This is a genomic window from Vicinamibacteria bacterium (genome assembly GCA_035570235.1).
Taxonomy (GTDB): domain Bacteria; phylum Acidobacteriota; class Vicinamibacteria; order Fen-336; family Fen-336; genus DATMML01.
The window spans coordinates 1-16,880 of the sequence record DATMML010000019.1 but is presented as its reverse complement, the minus strand read 5'-3'; the positions used below and the strand labels follow the sequence as shown (position 1 = coordinate 16,880).

The 16,880-nt window shown below is 66.2% G+C and carries 13 protein-coding genes; 10 read left to right on the top strand and 3 right to left on the bottom strand.

Annotated features, from left to right (window positions below):
* Positions 1–71: 71 nt before the first annotated feature.
* The 3 genes from VN461_03535 to VN461_03525 all read left to right on the top strand — a co-directional run bounded on the left by VN461_03535 (position 72) and on the right by VN461_03525 (position 3,342).
* Positions 72–1,232 carry a hypothetical protein gene (locus tag VN461_03535; GenBank protein HXB53829.1) on the top strand — a complete coding sequence of 387 codons (1,161 nt, stop codon included), beginning with the start codon at positions 72–74 and terminating at the stop codon, positions 1,230–1,232.
* Between the two features lie 197 nt (positions 1,233–1,429).
* Complete coding sequence (locus VN461_03530; GenBank protein HXB53828.1) at positions 1,430–2,650, top strand: carbohydrate ABC transporter substrate-binding protein; 1,221 nt, start codon at positions 1,430–1,432, stop codon at positions 2,648–2,650.
* An 80-nt stretch (positions 2,651–2,730) separates the two neighbouring features.
* Entirely contained in the window at positions 2,731–3,342 is a 612-nt protein-coding gene (locus VN461_03525) for a TlpA disulfide reductase family protein (protein ID HXB53827.1), read from the top strand.
* Between the two features lie 202 nt (positions 3,343–3,544).
* On the opposite strand, the gene VN461_03520 is transcribed toward VN461_03525, so the two are convergent.
* Positions 3,545–3,931, bottom strand: a complete 387-nt coding sequence (locus VN461_03520; GenBank protein HXB53826.1) for a LuxR C-terminal-related transcriptional regulator — start codon at positions 3,929–3,931, stop codon at positions 3,545–3,547.
* 1,442 nt (positions 3,932–5,373) lie between these two features.
* Between VN461_03520 and VN461_03515 the strand changes: the two genes are divergently transcribed.
* Genes VN461_03515 through phnE form a run of 4 tightly spaced genes read left to right on the top strand, consistent with a single transcriptional unit; the run spans position 5,374 to position 8,662 of the window.
* A complete protein-coding gene (locus VN461_03515; GenBank protein HXB53825.1) occupies positions 5,374–6,219 on the top strand; it encodes a putative selenate ABC transporter substrate-binding protein in 846 nt (281 codons plus the stop codon).
* Between the two features lie 39 nt (positions 6,220–6,258).
* Positions 6,259–7,077 (top strand): ATP-binding cassette domain-containing protein, encoded by an 819-nt coding sequence (locus VN461_03510; protein HXB53824.1) that lies wholly within the window; start codon positions 6,259–6,261, stop codon positions 7,075–7,077.
* Positions 7,074–7,904, top strand: a complete 831-nt coding sequence (locus tag VN461_03505; protein ID HXB53823.1) for an ABC transporter permease subunit — start codon at positions 7,074–7,076, stop codon at positions 7,902–7,904. The genes VN461_03510 and VN461_03505 overlap by 4 nt, the downstream gene beginning before the upstream one ends.
* A complete protein-coding gene (gene phnE, locus VN461_03500) occupies positions 7,901–8,662 on the top strand; it encodes a phosphonate ABC transporter, permease protein PhnE (GenBank protein ID HXB53822.1) in 762 nt (253 codons plus the stop codon). Before VN461_03505 ends, phnE begins: the two co-directional genes overlap by 4 nt.
* Positions 8,663–8,731: 69 nt before the next feature.
* On the opposite strand, the gene VN461_03495 is transcribed toward phnE, so the two are convergent.
* On the bottom strand, positions 8,732–9,760 hold the full coding sequence (locus VN461_03495) for an ion channel (protein ID HXB53821.1): 1,029 nt from the start codon (positions 9,758–9,760) through the stop codon (positions 8,732–8,734).
* A gap of 157 nt (positions 9,761–9,917) precedes the next feature.
* Positions 9,918–10,841, bottom strand: a complete 924-nt coding sequence (locus VN461_03490) for a hypothetical protein (protein HXB53820.1) — start codon at positions 10,839–10,841, stop codon at positions 9,918–9,920.
* Positions 10,842–10,959: 118 nt separating this feature from the next.
* Between VN461_03490 and VN461_03485 the strand changes: the two genes are divergently transcribed.
* The 3 genes from VN461_03485 (at position 10,960) to VN461_03475 (ending at position 16,666) form a co-directional block, all read left to right on the top strand.
* A complete protein-coding gene (locus tag VN461_03485; GenBank protein ID HXB53819.1) occupies positions 10,960–14,172 on the top strand; it encodes a two-component regulator propeller domain-containing protein in 3,213 nt (1,070 codons plus the stop codon).
* A 368-nt stretch (positions 14,173–14,540) separates the two neighbouring features.
* Positions 14,541–15,497 carry a VWA domain-containing protein gene (locus VN461_03480; protein HXB53818.1) on the top strand — a complete coding sequence of 319 codons (957 nt, stop codon included), beginning with the start codon at positions 14,541–14,543 and terminating at the stop codon, positions 15,495–15,497.
* A gap of 98 nt (positions 15,498–15,595) precedes the next feature.
* Positions 15,596–16,666 carry a tetratricopeptide repeat protein gene (locus VN461_03475; GenBank protein ID HXB53817.1) on the top strand — a complete coding sequence of 357 codons (1,071 nt, stop codon included), beginning with the start codon at positions 15,596–15,598 and terminating at the stop codon, positions 16,664–16,666.
* Positions 16,667–16,880 lie beyond the last annotated feature (214 nt).

Sequence of the window (16,880 nt, the reverse complement as noted above, 5' to 3'; positions counted from 1 at the left end):
CTGGTTGCGGAGTCTTCGAGAGTCCGGGCCCTGGCCGAGCGGCCGCGGGCACGCCTCGGAGGAGGGATCAAATGATGACAGGCATTAGGAACCACGCTGTCTGGAGGCTCAAGGCCACCCTCGTGCTGCTATGGGCGGCCTCTACCCTCGCGACTCAAGGGGCGAGCGGTTGGCAGGCCGACGACCGCTTCAACCCACCGCCCTGCGATTTCAACGACAACTTCTACACTGCGAACGGCATTAGTGTGGCCCAGCTCAACCAGTCCGTGGCCGGACGCTTCGGCACCTTCCGACTGACGGGCCCTCCCGCGGGACCAAACCAGGTCAACTGGGTCAACGACCGCACCTGCACGAGCAACGATCCTACGCGGAGGAACGTGCGCATTCTGGCCACTACGGGGGGTTACGTGGATGATGGCACCGGATCCCCGACCGATTTCATCTCCATCCTAGCTTTCCTGACCAACCAGAATGTCTTCACCGGCGTGGCCAACCCCCGCAACATCCAAATGGTGGACGTGGTGAGCAACTTCGAGGCCTATGCTGCGCTCAAGCAGAGGCTGCCCGATGGTACTTTTGCCCTTACGCCCTGCGGCACCATGGGCACGGGTGCGACGCCGTGCTTTCCCGTGACCAGCGTCGCCACGCCCCAACTCCGTCAGGACTGGCGTTTTGCCACCAATCGCAGTGCCATCGACGGCAGCGACAACAACAATCCATTGGGCAATCCCCCGAGCAATAGCCCGTTCGGCTATTTCTGCGACGATCTCCTAGGGATGTGGATCATCACCTACTTCTGGTACACCGTCGACCCCGCCAACCCGGGCCCGACGTGTGGACCGATCCTCCAAGCGCTGGGCAAGAAGAATGGGTTGAGCCTGGATGGAACCCCCATCATCAAGACCGCGGACGAGCTCAACAACCAACTCGAGGCCAACGGATGCGGTGCCGAGGGCAAGGAGGATCCCGGGGGCGCCGATGGAGGAGCCATATGGCTGGTCTGCCCTGCCATCCCGGATCCGCGAAACGGAGGAATCGCGGGGGATGCCTTCTTGGACCAAGTCCGGAAACCCAATGGGGCCCCGCTCGATCTTGCGATCACGGCCAACTTCCTGTGCCTGAAGTTTGGAGGAGCATTCTGCAGCGAGCTCACTTCGTTCCAGGCCGCGGCCGCGCAGGCCGGCGAAACGAGGGCGTCGACATCGAGACTCTCCGCTAAGGGATCTAGGTAGGAGGGGACTCATTGCCCCTGGCAGGGTCAAGGCCCTGCTAGGGGTAGCTGCGTCTCATGGTAAAGACGACCGCCCCGATGCCCGGTCCGCCGAAACCTCCGGGATCCCGCCGCGATTTCATCCGGCTCGTAGCGGGGGCCGCGGCCATGGGGCCTTTCTTTGCCTTTCCTGGCCGCGCCAGAGCCAACGGGAAGACCTTGAGGGTCGCGAAGTGGGCGCATTTTCTGCCAGAGTTCGACGTGTGGTTCGACGAGATGGCCAGCGAATGGGGCCTTCAGCACGATACCACCGTCATCGTGGATCGCGTTCACGTGGAAGAGGTCCACGCGACCGCGATGGCGGAGGCGAAGGGCGGCAGTGGCCACGACCTGTTCATGTTTCCCTGGCCGCCGGCCGAGTTTCAGCGACAGCTGATCGACCACACGGAGATCTACGAGAGGATCGCCTCCAAGTACGGGAATGTCGACCGGCTCGGACACCGGTCGACCTACGATCCCGCGACCGGGAGATATTTTGCCTTCGCCGACTCCTGGATTCCGGCCCCTTTCCAATATTTGGAAGACTACTGGCGAGCAGTCGACATTCCCCTCGGGCCCATTCACTACGATGGCTTGCGCAGCGGTGGAAAAAGGCTGCGAGACAAGCTGGGCATTCCCACGGGCCTGCCCCTGACCCCCAGCCTCGAGAGCAACGTCGCCTTGCACAGTCTCCTGTTCGCATTCAACAGCCGCATCTTGGACGTAGACGGGAATACCGTCATCGACAAGACCCATCGCACCGTCGCCGCATTGGACTATGTCAAGGCTCTTCACCGGGAGACGGGGGCTCCCGAGCAGCTCACTTGGGGCCCTTCCGCCAACGTTCAGGCCGTCCTCGCCAAGAAAGCCTCCTGCACCATCAACAGCATCAGCCTTCTGCGGACAGCGGAAAACAAGGTCCCCGACGTCGCCAAGGTCCTCCGGCTTAGCCCGCCCCTTCTCGGCTCCGGCGGAGCCGGCGTTCTCGGGCTTCCGCACGTCACCAGCTGCTCCGGCGTGTGGAACTTTGCCGAGAATAAGGGCGGGGCCCAACAATTCCTGGTCGACCTGATTGACAGCTCTAAGACCATCTACGACAAGTCCGAGGGCTGCAACCTTCCGATCTTTCAGAAGACCCTTCCCAACCTCATCGTCCGCCTGGAGAGCGATCCCAAGGCCGACCCTCCCGGAAAGTACAAGGAGCTGAAGGATGCCCTGCATTGGACCCACAATCTGGGCTTACCGGGATACGCCAATCCCGTAGCCATGGAGGTGTTCAACACGTTTGTCATCCCGAGGATGTTCCTCGGAGTGGTGAGGGGCGGACTGAGCGCGGAGGAGGCCGCCCGGGCGGCGGCCGCCGAGATTGGGCACATCTGCGAGAAATGGAAGCGCGCCTGACCAAGGGCGCCGTGGCTTGGGCGAAGCGCACGACGCTCCGCCCCGCGACGCGATCGCGATGTGCCGGAGACCCGAGGTCGATGATGACTGAACCCGTCCGGAGGCTTGGCCTTTCGATCGCTCTCGTGGCCCTTGCGTCGGGGGCGTCTGCCACCGCACCCGTGCCCCGCACATCACAGGACTTTGCGATCGTGGAACCCACCGGGGGGCAGACGCTGCTGTCCCGTTGGAAGGGCAAGGTGGTGGTGCTGGAGTTCGTACTCGTCGACTGCCCACACTGCGCCCGCGTGTCACAACTGCTAGCTAAGCTCCACAAGGAGTTGGGTCCCCGTGGCTTTCAGCCCGTCGGCGTGGCCTTCGACAACGGCATTAGCGGGAAGAAAGCTACGGACTTTGCGCTGCGCGTTGGAGCCACCTATCCCATCGGCTACAGCACCGCCGCCGCTGTCGATAGCTACTTGGGTCGCACCGCGGCGGAGCGGGTCATGGTGCCCCAGATTGTTGTCATCGATCGCAAGGGGACCATACGGGCCCAGAGTCGGCCGGTGCGTGAATCGGCCTTGGAAGACGAGAGCCACTTGCGCGATCTCATTGAGACCCTTCTGAAGGAGAGCGCGGGAGCGACGACCCGCGAGCGCCCGGCTCTTTCTCCCTCGCGGGAACCCGCGCTGGTCATGGACCCGGATCGCTAGAGATCCGCGATCGGCGGGCTTGCCCATAGCAGACCATGGGCCCCGTCGGGGATGGCCCGCGCTTCTGTCGATGGCGCGCGTCACTGGAAGTGGACGTGCGGCCGCGGGTACGAGCCACGAGGGTGGGTGGGGGCGTTAGCCTCGGGCCGCGGGAATCCACGCCCCCGCAGGCCCTGCCCTTGGGCCAAGGCCGGCCATTGGGTCAGTCTTCGGCCGCGAACCCCTCGCCCTTCAGCGCGAGTTTGTCGGGAGAAAGACCGCGCCGGTCATCGATCTGCAGCTTGCTGAGAACATTTGAGACGTGAAACTTAGCCGTGCGTTCCGAGATGCCCAGGGCACTGGAAATCTCCTTGTTCGACAAATGACGCATCAGAAGCCAAAGCACCTGTCCCTCCCGGGCCGTGAGAGAGTGACCGGACAGCAAGGGGGCGTTCAGCAGCGCCTTGGTGGTCTTGATGAATGCCAACATGACCGCGCGGGGCACCCAGACTTCTCCCCGGAGGATCTTCCGCATGGCCTGGGACAGTTCCCTCTGCCACGCCTCGTGCAGTTCCACGAAGCCATCGATGCCCCAAAAGAAAAGCCGCATCTTCTCCGCGAGGCTACAGTCTCCCGGCGAAAGAAGCGCCAGAAACTTGCTGCCCGGCAACTGCGCGCGAAACCGGCCCGCGAGAGGCCCCAAGTCCGCCTTCAATGAGCATGCGTCTAGGAGAAGGAGCCGTGAGGGGCGGGGCGCTCTGACGACCTCGGCCTCGTGCACTGCTGAAGGCAACATGTGAACAGGCACGTCCTTCATGCCGGATACCACCTCCTCCACGGCACGCGTGAGGAGAGGATGCGCACTCAAGACTTGGATCGGGATCGCCACTCGAACCGTGACCTATGACCGCATGGTCCTGAGGGGCAGGGTTTGCGACCCAGGGTTCACGAACTGGAGCCGGCGAGAGACGGGCGGCACGAACGGGGTTATACAAGGGGCTGCCGCGGCCTCCAGTGATTCCCGGCACGATAACGGGCCCGCTCCGGCGGTGCCGAAGAGCCTTTGGGCCCCGGACCGCACGTCTTTGAGCCAGGTCTTTTGAGAGCCTGGCGGGATCTCATGCGGGGAGGACTCGTAGGGCGGGCCGAGCCTCCTGTGTCTCATGGGGTCCTTTCTGCGAAGCGGTGGCGCAACGCCCCTTCCGCGGCCCAGCAGGAGCGGAGATTCTCTCGCCCGGTGCCCGTCCGCATGGGTGTCGGGACGGTCCGATCCACCCGGAGACAACGCGGGTTGGGCGGAACACTACAATTTCCTGAACGGGCACGGCCGTGACGTGAGTCACAAAACGATCAAGATCTTTACATGAACTCAGAGACTGCGTCTTTTGCCTAAGGGCTACGGCCAGGGAACGACTTCAAGTGTTTGATGAGGTAATGACGGGTGGCCCGCCAGGCGGCAGGGCCCATTGACGACGGCAAGGGCGGAATTGCGGGTGTGCTCAAGTCTTCTCGACGACCGTCTCGACCGGGTGGGAGAGGCGGCCCAGGGTGCCTTCCGCCAGCACATCGTTGCCGCCCACCATCACATTCCCGAGGTCGAGCACGCAGGGCCGCCTCTCGCAGGCTTGCCCGGCCCGGTCCAACCCCGCCTCGCCGCGCGTCTCAACGACGATGTCTTCCCGACAACGAGTTCTCGACCCCTGGGCCGGGCCCTAGATCCAGAAGCGACGGCGACAAGGATCGCGTTCGGTCAAGGATCTGATGGGCCAGCCGGGGGTCCTCGGCGATCGCCCCCTCGCTGATCATGATGTAACCGCTCATGAAGGCCGCGAGGCTTCGGTTCCGCGATTGCGGGTACAACTGTGCGCTTACGGCGATTTAATTCTCATGCTCGCTGGTATGCTCACCCCTGATCAGGTAGGCTTGCCCGGTATTGGCGCATCCCTGTCGCGTCGACCGTTAACCGCCCACGATGAGATTGGGTGAGACACGCGGGCCCCGGCCCGTACCGATCCAAACGAGCCCTCTGGGCCTCTTTCTGCGGAACTGACCATGCTCTGTGTGCGAGCCTTGCTGGCGACCCTGCTCCTGTGGCCGTTGACGGCTTCCGCCGCCGACGTTCTCAGGGTGTCTGCCATTCCCGACGAGGCGCCCACCGAACTCCTGCGCAAGTTCGCGCCCCTCGGCAAGTATCTCGAGGCGGAGATCGGCATTCCGGTGGAATTCTTCCCCGTGACCGACTACGCGGCCGTGGTCGAGAGCTTGGCGGCCAACAAGCTCGATTTGGCCTGGCTGGGCGGGTTTACCTTCGTGCAGGCGAGGCTCAAGACCGGCACCGCCATCCCCATCGTCCAGCGGGCGGAGGACGAGAAGTTCACCAGCCGTTTCATCACCGCGCAGGACAGCGGCATCAACAGGCTTGCCGATCTGAAGGGCAAGACCTTTGCCTTCGGCTCCGTCTCCTCGACGTCCGGGCACCTGATGCCCCGCTATTTCCTGCTTCAGGAGAAAATCGATCCGGACAAGGACTTCAAGAGCGTCGCCTTCTCGGGGGCCCACGACGCGACGGCGGCCTGGGTGGAGTCGGGCCGCGTCCAAGCGGGCGTGCTCAACGCGTCCGTTTGGGACAGGCTTGTCGAGCAGAAGAAGGTCGATATCAGCAAGGTGAAGGTCATCGCTACCACGCCCCCCTACTACGACTACAATTGGACCGTTCGCGGCGACCTCGACCCCAAGCTGGTCAAGAAGCTTACCGATGCCTTCTTGAAGCTTGATCCAAGCAATCCCGCGCACAAGGAGATCCTGCAGCTCCAGCGTGCGAGCCGCTTCATCCCGACCAAGGCGGAGAACTACAAGGGCATCGAAGAGGCGGCCCGTGCATCCGGGCTCCTCAAATAGAGGGCAGACTCGCCCCTCCCTCGCCGCCCTTGAGCGCCAGTGAAAGTCCTCATTGACGGGCTGACGCTCACGCTGCCCGGCGACCATCGCGCCCTCGCCGGGCTGAGCCTTGCCATCGAGTACGGGGAGCGGGTGGCCATTATCGGCCCGTCGGGGGCAGGCAAGACGAGCCTGCTTCGCGTCATTGCCTCGTCGATCCGGCCAACTTCGGGCACCGTGGAGCTTGACGGCGCCGACCCCTGGGGTCTATCGCGGGCGGCCCTGCGCTTCCTGCGTGCGCGCATTGGCCTCATCCACCAGTCTCCGCCGCTGCCCCCCCGACAACGAGTGGTCACGGCGGTTCTGGCCGGGCGCCTGGGCGTCTGGCCGCTCTGGAAGAGCCTAGCTTCGCTCCTCTATCCGCTGGACATTCCCGGGGTGCGGGATACCCTCACCCGGCTCGAGGTGGCGGATCGCTTGTTCGACCGGTGCGGCCGCCTTTCCGGCGGGCAGCTGCAACGGGTCGGTGTGGCCCGGGTGCTGTACCAGCGGCCCCAATTGATGCTTGCCGACGAGCCCGTCTCCTCCCTCGATCCGCAACTTGCCGACCGGGTGATCGGCGAGTTGAACCGAGAAGCGACCCTGCGCGGCGTGACTCTGGTGGCCAGCCTTCACGCCGTGGATCTCGCCCTGACCTGGTTCCCGCGCATTGTGGGGGTGCGGAACGGTACCATCGCCTTCGACCTTCCCCGCGCGAGCGTCACCACCGCGCTGCTCACCGACCTGTATGCCTCAGAATCTCCGGTGCCCCCCACTCAGGACAATCGCTTGATCGAGCTGCCGGAGCGGGGCGTCAAACCCCACCCCATCTACCGATGAGCACCCCTCCGGCTGAGCGCCGCGACCCCGCGGCGCTGCCCCGCCTTTTCATCGGTCTCCTCGCCATCGGGTTGCTGTGGCCGGGGCTTCGCCTCACGGAGTTCAGCCCCGCGACGCTGTTCGACCCCCGGAGCAGCGAGGTCACGGTGCGTTTCCTCCGCAGCTTCTTTCCCCTCGAGACTTCCCGGGAGTTCCTACGGCTGGTGGGGAAGTCCACCCTGGAGACGCTGGCCATGGCGACCGCGGGCAGCGCGCTCGCGGTGCTCATCGGCTTTCCCTTGGCCCTCATAGTCACGCGCCGGCTGTCGATCTCCGCCATCGGGCCGACCCGCGGCCACCGGCTGGCCGCCGGCGGGCGCATGCCGGCGCGCGGGGTCCTGCTCCTGCTCCGCAGCGTCCCCGAGATCGTGTGGGCCCTGCTGCTGGTGCGCGCCCTCGGCCTCGGGCCCGCGGCGGCCGTGCTGGCGATCGCCATCAACTACGGCGGCATGCTGGGCAAGGTCTACCACGAGATCTTCGAGTCCGTGGACGGGCTCCCCACACGCGCGATCCTCGAAGCGGGCAGCGGCCGCCTCAGCGCCTTTTTCTACGGCACCTTTCCCCTCGCCCTACCCGAGTTCGTCTCCTACAGCATCTACCGCTGGGAGTGCGCGGTGCGCGCCTCCGCCGTCATGGGCTTCGTGGGCGCGGGTGGCCTCGGACAGCAGCTCGAGCTTTCGATGCGCATGCTCTCGGGGGGCGAAGTCAGCACCATCCTCCTGGTCTTCTTCCTCCTCGTCCTGGTGGCGGACGGCCTAAGCGCGGCGATGCGGCGGATGTTGGTATGAACTTCATGCCTTGGCTGCTGCTGGCCGGACTCTGTGCGGCGGCGGTGGCGAGCTTCGCGTACCTCGGTCTCGATCTCTCCGGGCTGACGAGCGGCGAAGGGCAGCGCCGGATGCTGGAATTCGTGGCCGCATTCTTTCCGCCCGAGACCTCCCCGGCATTCTTGGCCAGGGTCTTTAAGGGCTCCCTCCAGACTCTGGCCATCTCCGCCGTGGGCACCCTTCTGGCGGCAGTCTTCGGCGTACTCGCGGCCCTGCCCGCGGGGGGGCGACTGGGTCGGATGGCCCGGGGGCCGGCACGCGTTGGGCTCAACTTGCTGCGCTCGATTCCAGAGCTGGTGTGGGCGGTGTTGATGGTGCTGGCGGCAGGGGTGGGGCCGTTCGCGGGGACCCTGGCCCTTGCCGTTCACACCACGGGCGTGCTGGGCCGTCTGTTTGCGGAGACCCTGGAGAACTCGCCGCCGGGTCCCACGGCCGCGTTGCGCGACTCGGGTGGCTCGGCGGTAGCCTCCTTTCTCTACGGTACCCTGCCCGTGGCGCTGCCGCAGTTCAGCTCCTACACGCTGTATCGCTGGGAAAACAACATCCGCATGGCCACCGTGCTGGGCTTCGTGGGAGCGGGCGGGCTGGGGCAGATGCTCTACGTCTCGCTGTCCCTCTTCAAGCAGAGCGAAGCGGCCTCGGTGCTCATTGCCATGCTCGTCATCGTCGCCCTGGTCGACCTTCTGAGCGCTTGGTTGCGAGAGCGTCTCGCTGGTTGAGGGCCAAGCGGCTCGGCATGGGCCGGGCCACGGTGTGAGAAAGCCGCCAGGGCACGGCGGGCGGCCGGGCTAGGCCTTCTCGATGACCTTCTCGACCAGGTGGAGCTTTGCCACGTCGATGCTGACGCGGCCGTCGGGCGAGTCGTGGAACATGTCGGCGAACTTGGCCCCCCAGATCACCTCTTGGGGTTTGTAGGAGGAGCGGGCATGCACGGTCTGGGAGAAGGTCTCGTCGAGCGCGGTGAGCAGGATCAGGACCTCGGCGTCCGCGGCCGCGAACTCCTGCGCGCTCATCCCGTAGAGAGGGCTCGACTCGTTGATGGGGTGAACGATCACCCAGTGCAAGGGCATGAACACGACCCGCTTGCGCTCCAGGGCCAGCTCGTGGAATTTGCGGACCGGCGCCCCCTCCACCTGCTCCCAAAGGCCGAGGCTGACCGTGGCCTCCACCTGGGTGAGCTGGTTGCTGCGCTCGTTGACGATCCGGAACATGAAGGCGGTGATGTCGCGATAGGGGGCGACCACCGCGCTCTCGCTGAAGAGGATCTGCGCGCTGGGGCGGGAGACGCGGGCGAAGAGGAGGCCGGTGGCGAGGGCGAAGCCCATGAGCCCGAACAGGGCCTCGAAAGTCACGAGCAGGTTGGCGGGGACCCCGCTCGGGCTCATCCGGCCGTAGCCGATGGTGGCCAAGGTCTGCACGCTGAAGAAGAACGCCTCCGCGAAGCGCTCCGCTGGGGAGCCGCCGGCGCTGCCCAGCAGGGCCCCCGGCCCGCAAAGGTAATAGCCGGTTGCGAAGAACGCGTTGACCGCGAAGTAGCCGAGGGCGATGAGCAGGAAGAAGCGCGTCCAGGTGACGTTCAAAACCCAGTGGTAGAGGCTCAGGGAGCGGAGGGGGGAGAGCCCCCGGCGGCTGACGTTGAAGCTGCCGTCCCGGTTGAGGAAGCGCTGGCGGCTCTTCTGGGCGACCCGGCTCCCGAGGCCCAGGTCCTGGTTGGGGTCGTCCCGGAGGGGAGTGGCGGTCAGGACGGCTCCTGACCTCCCCTCATCCGCCGTGTGTACTCCTGCCCCCGGTCGATTTAAGTGCCCTTCCCGCTTCACGCCCGGGCCTCCGTCTCCCGCCCGCTAGGCCGGGGGGCGGAAGCTCTCGAGGCCCCGCTCCGGGGGACTAACAGGTCGCGGCGGGCGAGGGGGAGCCCTTCCGCTCCCGGCTCCTGCCTCATGGTCTCGATCGGCTCCTTCCCGGCAAGCACCTGCCCTACTTCAAGAAGAGCGCCCTCCAGTCGGGGAGGGCGGGGGTGGGCTCAGAGGAGAGAGCCTTCTCCACGGCGAAGGCGGCCATCTTCTCGACGGCCCAGGGGAAATGGGCGTCCTTGAAGCTCTTGTAGTCCATGTCCGGGGTGTAGTTGGTGAGGTCGATCCCGTAGAAGAGGCCGTCCTTCACCGCAAACTCCAGTGCGTTCATGTCGTAGCCCAGGGCCTCGTTGAACTTCAGGGAGAGCTCCTCCGCTTTGTCGCGCAGGGGGCGGGGAAGGATGTCGTAGTCCTGGTGGTAGCCGCCCAGGCCCCCGGGCGCGGGGTCGTAGCGGATAGCCCGCGCCCAGCGCCGGCCGATGGTGGGGATCCGGATGTAGGTGTCCCACTCGATGAACTGCTGGAGCATCATGGTCGAGGTGCCCGAGGTGTTGTAGTGGTGGAGCAGCTCCTCCAGGGAGTTGATCTTGTTCACGTTCTTCCAGCCCCCGCCGAAAGCGGGCTTCATGATGCAGGGGCAGCCGACGTAGTCGAGGTACATGGTGAAGTCGGTGGGCCAGAGGTTGCGCAAGCTGTCTGCGGTCACGTCCTCCACATAGGCGCGGTTGGGCAGGACCACCGTCCGCGGTTCCGCGATGCCCAGCTTCTCTGCCGCCGCGTACCCGAAGAACTTGTCGTCCGCGGTGCGCCAGAATGTGTTGTTGATACAGTAGGTTCCCTGCAGGGCCGCCATCTTCAGATAGACCGCGTAGTAGGGAACCTCATGGCTCATCCGGTCGAGCACCACCCGGTAGGGCACAGGCTCGTTCAGCTTGGTCCCGCCCAGGTGTATGTACTCGGCGGTGACGCCCTTGGCCAGGGAGTTGACCTTCGCGATGAAGGCGTCGGGGAAGGAGTTCTCGCGACCGCGGAGGACGCCGATTCGCATGGGATCTCCTTTGCGAGAGGCCGGCGGGACGCGCCCGAGACGCGGATTCTAGCATCCGTGACCGGCGTGGCCAAGGCAAGACTGCGCGCAGGCGAAAGGAGGCATAGAATGCCCACCAATGGCCCCGAAGGGTTCCCGTCGGCCCCCGCGCCTCAAGGGCACGCTCGCGGTCCTGGCCGCGGGGGCTCTCCTCTTCGTCTCCCCGGGAGTGGACGCCCAGGGCCTGGACCCGCGGAAAGCCCTCACCCAGTTCAAGCTAGACGTCTGGACCACCGCCGAGGACCTGCCCCAGAACTCCGTGACCGCCCTCGTGCAGACCCGGGATGGCTACCTGTGGCTGGGCACCTATGGCGGCCTCGGTCGCTTCGACGGGGTCCGCTTCACCGTCTTTGACACCGCCAACACCCCCGAGCTGCGGAGCAACGGCATCCAGGCTCTGCTCGAGGACGGCCGGGGCGCGCTCTGGATCGGGACCAACGGGGGGGGCCTCTCTCGCTTCCAGGACGGCCGCTTCACCACCTTCACCGCCGCCGACGGCCTCTCCAGCGACATCGTCCGCGCGCTGCATGAGGACCACGAGGGGAACCTCTGGATCGGCACCAACGACGGGCTCTGCCGCTTCCGGGACGGTCACTTCACCACTTACACCGCCCGGGATGGCCTGACCAACGGGGTGGTGCGCGCGATCGGAGAGGATCAATCGGGGGTGCTCTGGATCGGGACCAACGGAGGCGGGCTCGAACGGCGGGAGGGGGAGCGCTTCCGGGCCACAACCACCAAGGACGGCCTTCCCAGCAACTTCATCTTCGCCCTCCTCCGGGCCCGGGACGGCGCTTTCTGGATCGGGACGAACGGGGGCGGGCTCTGCCGGCAGAAGGATGGCCGGCTCGAGACCTTCACCACCCGCGAGGGCCTCCCCAGCAACATCATCTGGTCCCTCCACGAGGACGCCAAGGGCAGCCTCTGGGTGGGCACCTACGGGGGAGGGCTCGCCCGCTTCCGAGACGGAGAGTTCACCGCCTTCACCAGCCGGGATGGGCTGTCCAACGACTTCGTGCGCGCGGTGTGGTCGGACCGGGAAGGGAGCCTCTGGATCGGCACCTACAGCGGAGGGCTCTGCCGGCTGCGGGACGGAAAATTCACCACCTACACCACCCGCGAAGGGCTCTCCCACAACTTCGCCCGCACTGTCCTGGAGGACCGGAGCGGCTCCCTTTGGATCGGCACCACCGGGGGCGGTCTCTGCCGGCTGCGGCAGGGGGCCTTCCGCTGCTACGACGCCCGGGATGGGCTGGCCCCGGACGTGCGTGCCCTGTACGAGGACGCGGCGGGCGTACTCTGGGTGGGAACGGCGGGGGCGGGGCTGTTCCGGGCCAAGGATGTCGGGTTCACTCGCTACACCACCGCCGAGGGCCTGGCCCACTTGAACGTCTCCGCCATCTCGCCCGACGGCCAGGGCGGCCTCTGGATCGGGACCAACGGAGGAGGCCTGAGCCGGTTCACGGGCGGACGGTGGACGACCCTCTCCACCGCCGACGGCCTGGCCGGGAATTTCGTTCTCGCCACCCACGCCGACCGCAACGGGATCTTGTGGGTGGGAACGGACGGCGCGGGGCTCTCCCGCTTGGAGCAGGGACGCTTCACCGTCTTCAACCGCAAGAACGGACTGGCCAGCGACATCGTGTTCTGCCTCCACGAGGACGCAGGGGGAACGCTCTGGATCGGCACCTCGGGGGGCCTCTCCCGGCTCCAGGACGGGAAGCTCACGACCTTGACCACCCGGGAGGGCCTTCTGGATGACGTGGTCTTTCAGATCCTGGAAGACGGGGACGGGCGCTTCTGGCTGAGCGGCAACCGGGGAATCTCCCGCGTGGCCCGGAGCGACCTGGAGGCGGTGGCTTCGGGGAGCCGCCGGACAGTGGCCGCGGTGGGCTTCGGCACCGCGGACGGCATGAAGACCAACGAGTGCGCCGGAGTGGCTCAGCCGGCGGGCTGGAAGGGCCGGGACGGGCGGCTTTGGTTCCCCACCGCCTTGGGCGTGGTGGTGGTGGACCCCGCGCGCATCCCCCGGAACACGCTCCCCCCTCCGGTGAAGGTCGAGCAGATCGTGGCGGACGGTGTGCCCGTGACCGCCCCCGAGGCACCCCCGGGCAAGGAGCGGTGGGAATTCCAGTACACCGCTCTCAGCTTCCTGGCCCCCGGCAAGGTCGAGTTCAAGTATCGGCTCGACGGCTTCGATCGTGAGTGGATTCCCGCGGGGCGGCGGCGGACGGCCTATTACACCCGCCTCCCCCCCGGCCGCTACACCTTCCGGGTCACCGCCTCCAACAACGACGGGGTGTGGAACGAAGCCGGCGACACGCGCGCGCTCCTCATCCGGCCGCACTTTTACGAGACGCCCTGGTTCTACGCGCTTTCCGGCCTAGTCGTCGTCCTCGGCGCGGCCGGCGCCTATCGCCTTCGCGTCAGCACCCTGCAAGCACGCCAGCGGGAGCTCGAGGGGCTAGTGGAGGCCCGTACGCGAGACGTGATGCGGGAGAAGGAGCGGGCGGAGGGGGCGCGGGGGGAAGCGGAGAGGCAGAAGGAGATCGCCCAGGAAGCGGACCGCATGAAGGGGGAACTGCTCTCCATCGCGGCCCACGACCTTAAGAGCCCCCTGCAGTCGATCATCGGATACACCGAGCTCATGGGGGCGGATGCCGCCGCCTCCCCCCCCACCTTGGAGTTCGCGGGGCAAAGCGCTCGTGCTGCCCAGCGGATGCTCGACATCGTGAATCGGCTGCTCCAGAGCGACGCTCTGGAGCGGGCAGGCCTGCCCGTCGTCACCCATGCCGTCGACGTCGGCCGTTTGGCCCTGGCCGTGGCCAGCGTCCTGGAGTCGCAGGCCGAGGCCAAGAAGCAGCGGATTCACGTCTCCGCCCCCGACGCCAGTCCGGTGGAGGGCGACGAGGAATGGCTGAGCCAGGTCCTGGAGAACCTACTGGGCAACGCGATCAAGTACTCGCCGCCCCGCCGCTCGATCTGGCTGAGCGTGGAGCGGACGCCGGCCGTCGTGCGCATCGAGGTCCGCGACGAGGGCCCCGGTCTGACGGAGGAGGACAAGGCCAAGCTCTTCGGGCGCTTCCAGCGTCTCTCCGCCCAGCCCACGGGGGGCGAGTCCGCGACCGGTTTGGGCCTGTTTATCGTGAAGCAGCTCGTGGACCTGCACCGGGGGCGCATCTGGGCGGAGAGCGATGGCCCGGGGCGGGGCGCGCGCTTCCTGGTCGAGCTCCCCCTGGCGGAAACGGGCCTCGGGGCCAGCTCCGCCACCAGCGTCAAGCAGGCCGGCTGAACCCGGCGGCGCGCCCCGCCCTTCGAACGCCGCGACCAAACGCGGCGAGGATTTGGAGCCCCCCGCGCAGCTCCGGAAGGGTAGGCCAGAGTGTCGCGCCCCCGCTCAATCCTTCTGTCAACCTCCGACGCTGTCACCTTGGTTCCTTAGTCGCCGAAGACAACCGATGAGACTTGTGAACTCGGGCCCGTGCCAGCCCAGGCACCACGCGTCCGCCCGGAATGGGTGCATGGGCCCCACGGATGAACAAGGTTGCGACAATGCATCGCTACGCCACGTCAACTCAGATGCCCTGGCGAGCCAATCTCAGGGGTGGGGTCCCAAAGCGCTGACGGTGTCTTGACTAATCGATCTGAAGCGGGAGGACTGTGTGTTGCGCCGGGGCGGTAAACTCTCTATTGAGGGTACGCTCTCGTAGCCTCCTTACCGGGGTCCCCTTCGTGGTTCACCTGCTTCCCATAACTCTCAGCTGCTGGTTCGGCGCGCTCGGTGCCCAAGCTGCCGACCAGCCGGCGCCGCGCTTTGAAACGCGAGTCGAAGTCGTGAAGGTCAGTGTCCTCGTGCACGGAGCCGAGGGTCCGATCCTGGGTCTCCGCTCCACGGATTTCGAGGTACGTGACAACGGAGTGCCGCAGGCACTCGAAGGCGTGGTTTTCGAGGAACTCCCGCTGAACGTCATCCTAGACTTCGACGTGAGCGGGAGCATGAACTTCGACGTTAGCCAAAGCGTGAAGGGACAGAGGATGACCGCGCTGAAAAGCGCGGCTCACGCGCTCGTCGCCGGCTTGCGGCCGGGCGATCAGGCGGCCCTTCTCACCTTCGCGACGATGGTTCGCCTGCGCCAACCCCTCACCTCTGATCTCACCGCCCTTCATACCCGCATCAACGCCCTCGAGGGAGAGGGGGGCACGTCGCTGGTGGACGGCACCTTTTCCGCGATCGCCCTGGGCGATGCTGTCCCGGGGCGCGTCCTAGCTGTCGTCTTCACTGATGGTCAGGAGAATACGAGTTGGCTTCGCCAAAGCGACGTTCTGGACGCGGCCAAGCGTAGTGAAGTCGTGGTCTACGGCGTGCGCGTGGGTGGGGAGGACTCGGGTTTCCTAGACGATGTCGCATCCACGACGGGCGGCCGGCGTTTGCAGGCGGGGTCGCCCGAGGGATTGCAACAGGCTTTTCTCGAGATCCTGAGGGAGTTTCGGACCCGGTACCTCCTGAGGTACACGCCGCGGGGCATCAAGCGGGAGGGTTGGCACCGCCTCGACGTACGCGTGAAGGGACGGCCTGCAAAGGTGCTGCTGCGAAAAGGCTACCTGGTCACGCCATGAACTTGGCTGGTGTGCTCGTCGCTTTGAGCATGGGGGCCCAGGCTTCCAGCGCGCGGGAGGCTGCTTTTGCCAGAGGTGAGGAGTCCCGCACTAGTCCCATGGCGGGCGGGATCGGATGCGCGAAGCTGGTGGAGGAGTACCGGCACGGTGACCGTCAGCCGGCGATCACGGAGACCATCGACCGGACCGTGATCGCGTACGCGAAGCTAGTGGAGGAGTACCGGCACGGCGACAGTAACCGCGCGATTGCGGAGGTCATCGACTGGAAACCGGAGGCCGTCTTGGACGCAATCCAGGAGGTCGAGAAAGCAGAGAGGCCACCTCTCGCCGGTGGGCCCGCAAGGGATGTTCTGGCGTCGTTTCCGGCGGCTGTCATGCTGCACACCGAGGCCGGCCTCTACCTCAACTACCGGCGCGGCGTCGGGCCCAACCAATGGCCCTTGGCGATGCGCCTGGCCGAACTCAAGCCCGTGACGTCAGAGCAGGGCGCCTTTCTCCGTGCGTGGTACCACGCCTTCGGTCTGTACCTTCTGGGCAGCTACCTGCATCCTGAGGCATTCGCCCTCCTCGGACGTGGTCTCCAGCGTTTCCCCGACGATGTTTCGATCGCGCTGGCGCTCGGGCAGGCCAGCGAGTCCATCGGCACCGTCCCCCGGAAGGGTGAGCTCGTGTTCGTGCGGCCCGACCCTTCAAAAGAGCGAAAGTTCCCCTTGCGCGCGGCAGAAGACATCTACCGTAGCCTCCTTGCCCGGGATCCCTTGCTGGGCGAGGCCAAGTTGCGCCTGGGGCGGGTCCTGGCGCTCACCGGCCGCGCCGATCTGGCGCTGGGCGAGCTTCGCGTCGTGGCGACTGGTAACGATGCCCGCCTCCGCTATCTGGCCCACCTCTTCTCGGGCGACATCCTCCGTCGTGGCTCGCGGCTCGTGGACGCGCGCCCGGAGTTCAGGCAGGCGCTCGATGCCTGGCCCGGCGGCCAAGCCGCGGCCCTCGGCCTGGCCGAGACGCTGCACTCCCTCGGCGAGAGGGCCAAAGCTGCCTCAGGGCTTACGGCTGCCATCCAAGATAACGGTGACTCCGTGCGTTCGGACCCGTTCCGCAGCTACTCCGTTGGCGACGAGGCCGAGCAGAGGCAGTTGCTGGAAATGGTGAAGGCCATGGCAAGGAAGTAAGTTAGGCACCGCAGATTCATACTCGGCCGCCTCGTGTCGAAGGCGGACGTCGAGGAGTTGACACGCCACCACCCTCAACCCGGGCGCCCGAGCCAGCCGCGCACCGCCCTTCCGCCTCAGGTATTGGCCAGGAACTCCCTTAGGGCCAGGTTGACGGCCTCCGGCTGCTCGAGGTTGGCGAGGTGACCGGCCTTGGGAATGACGACCAGGCGAC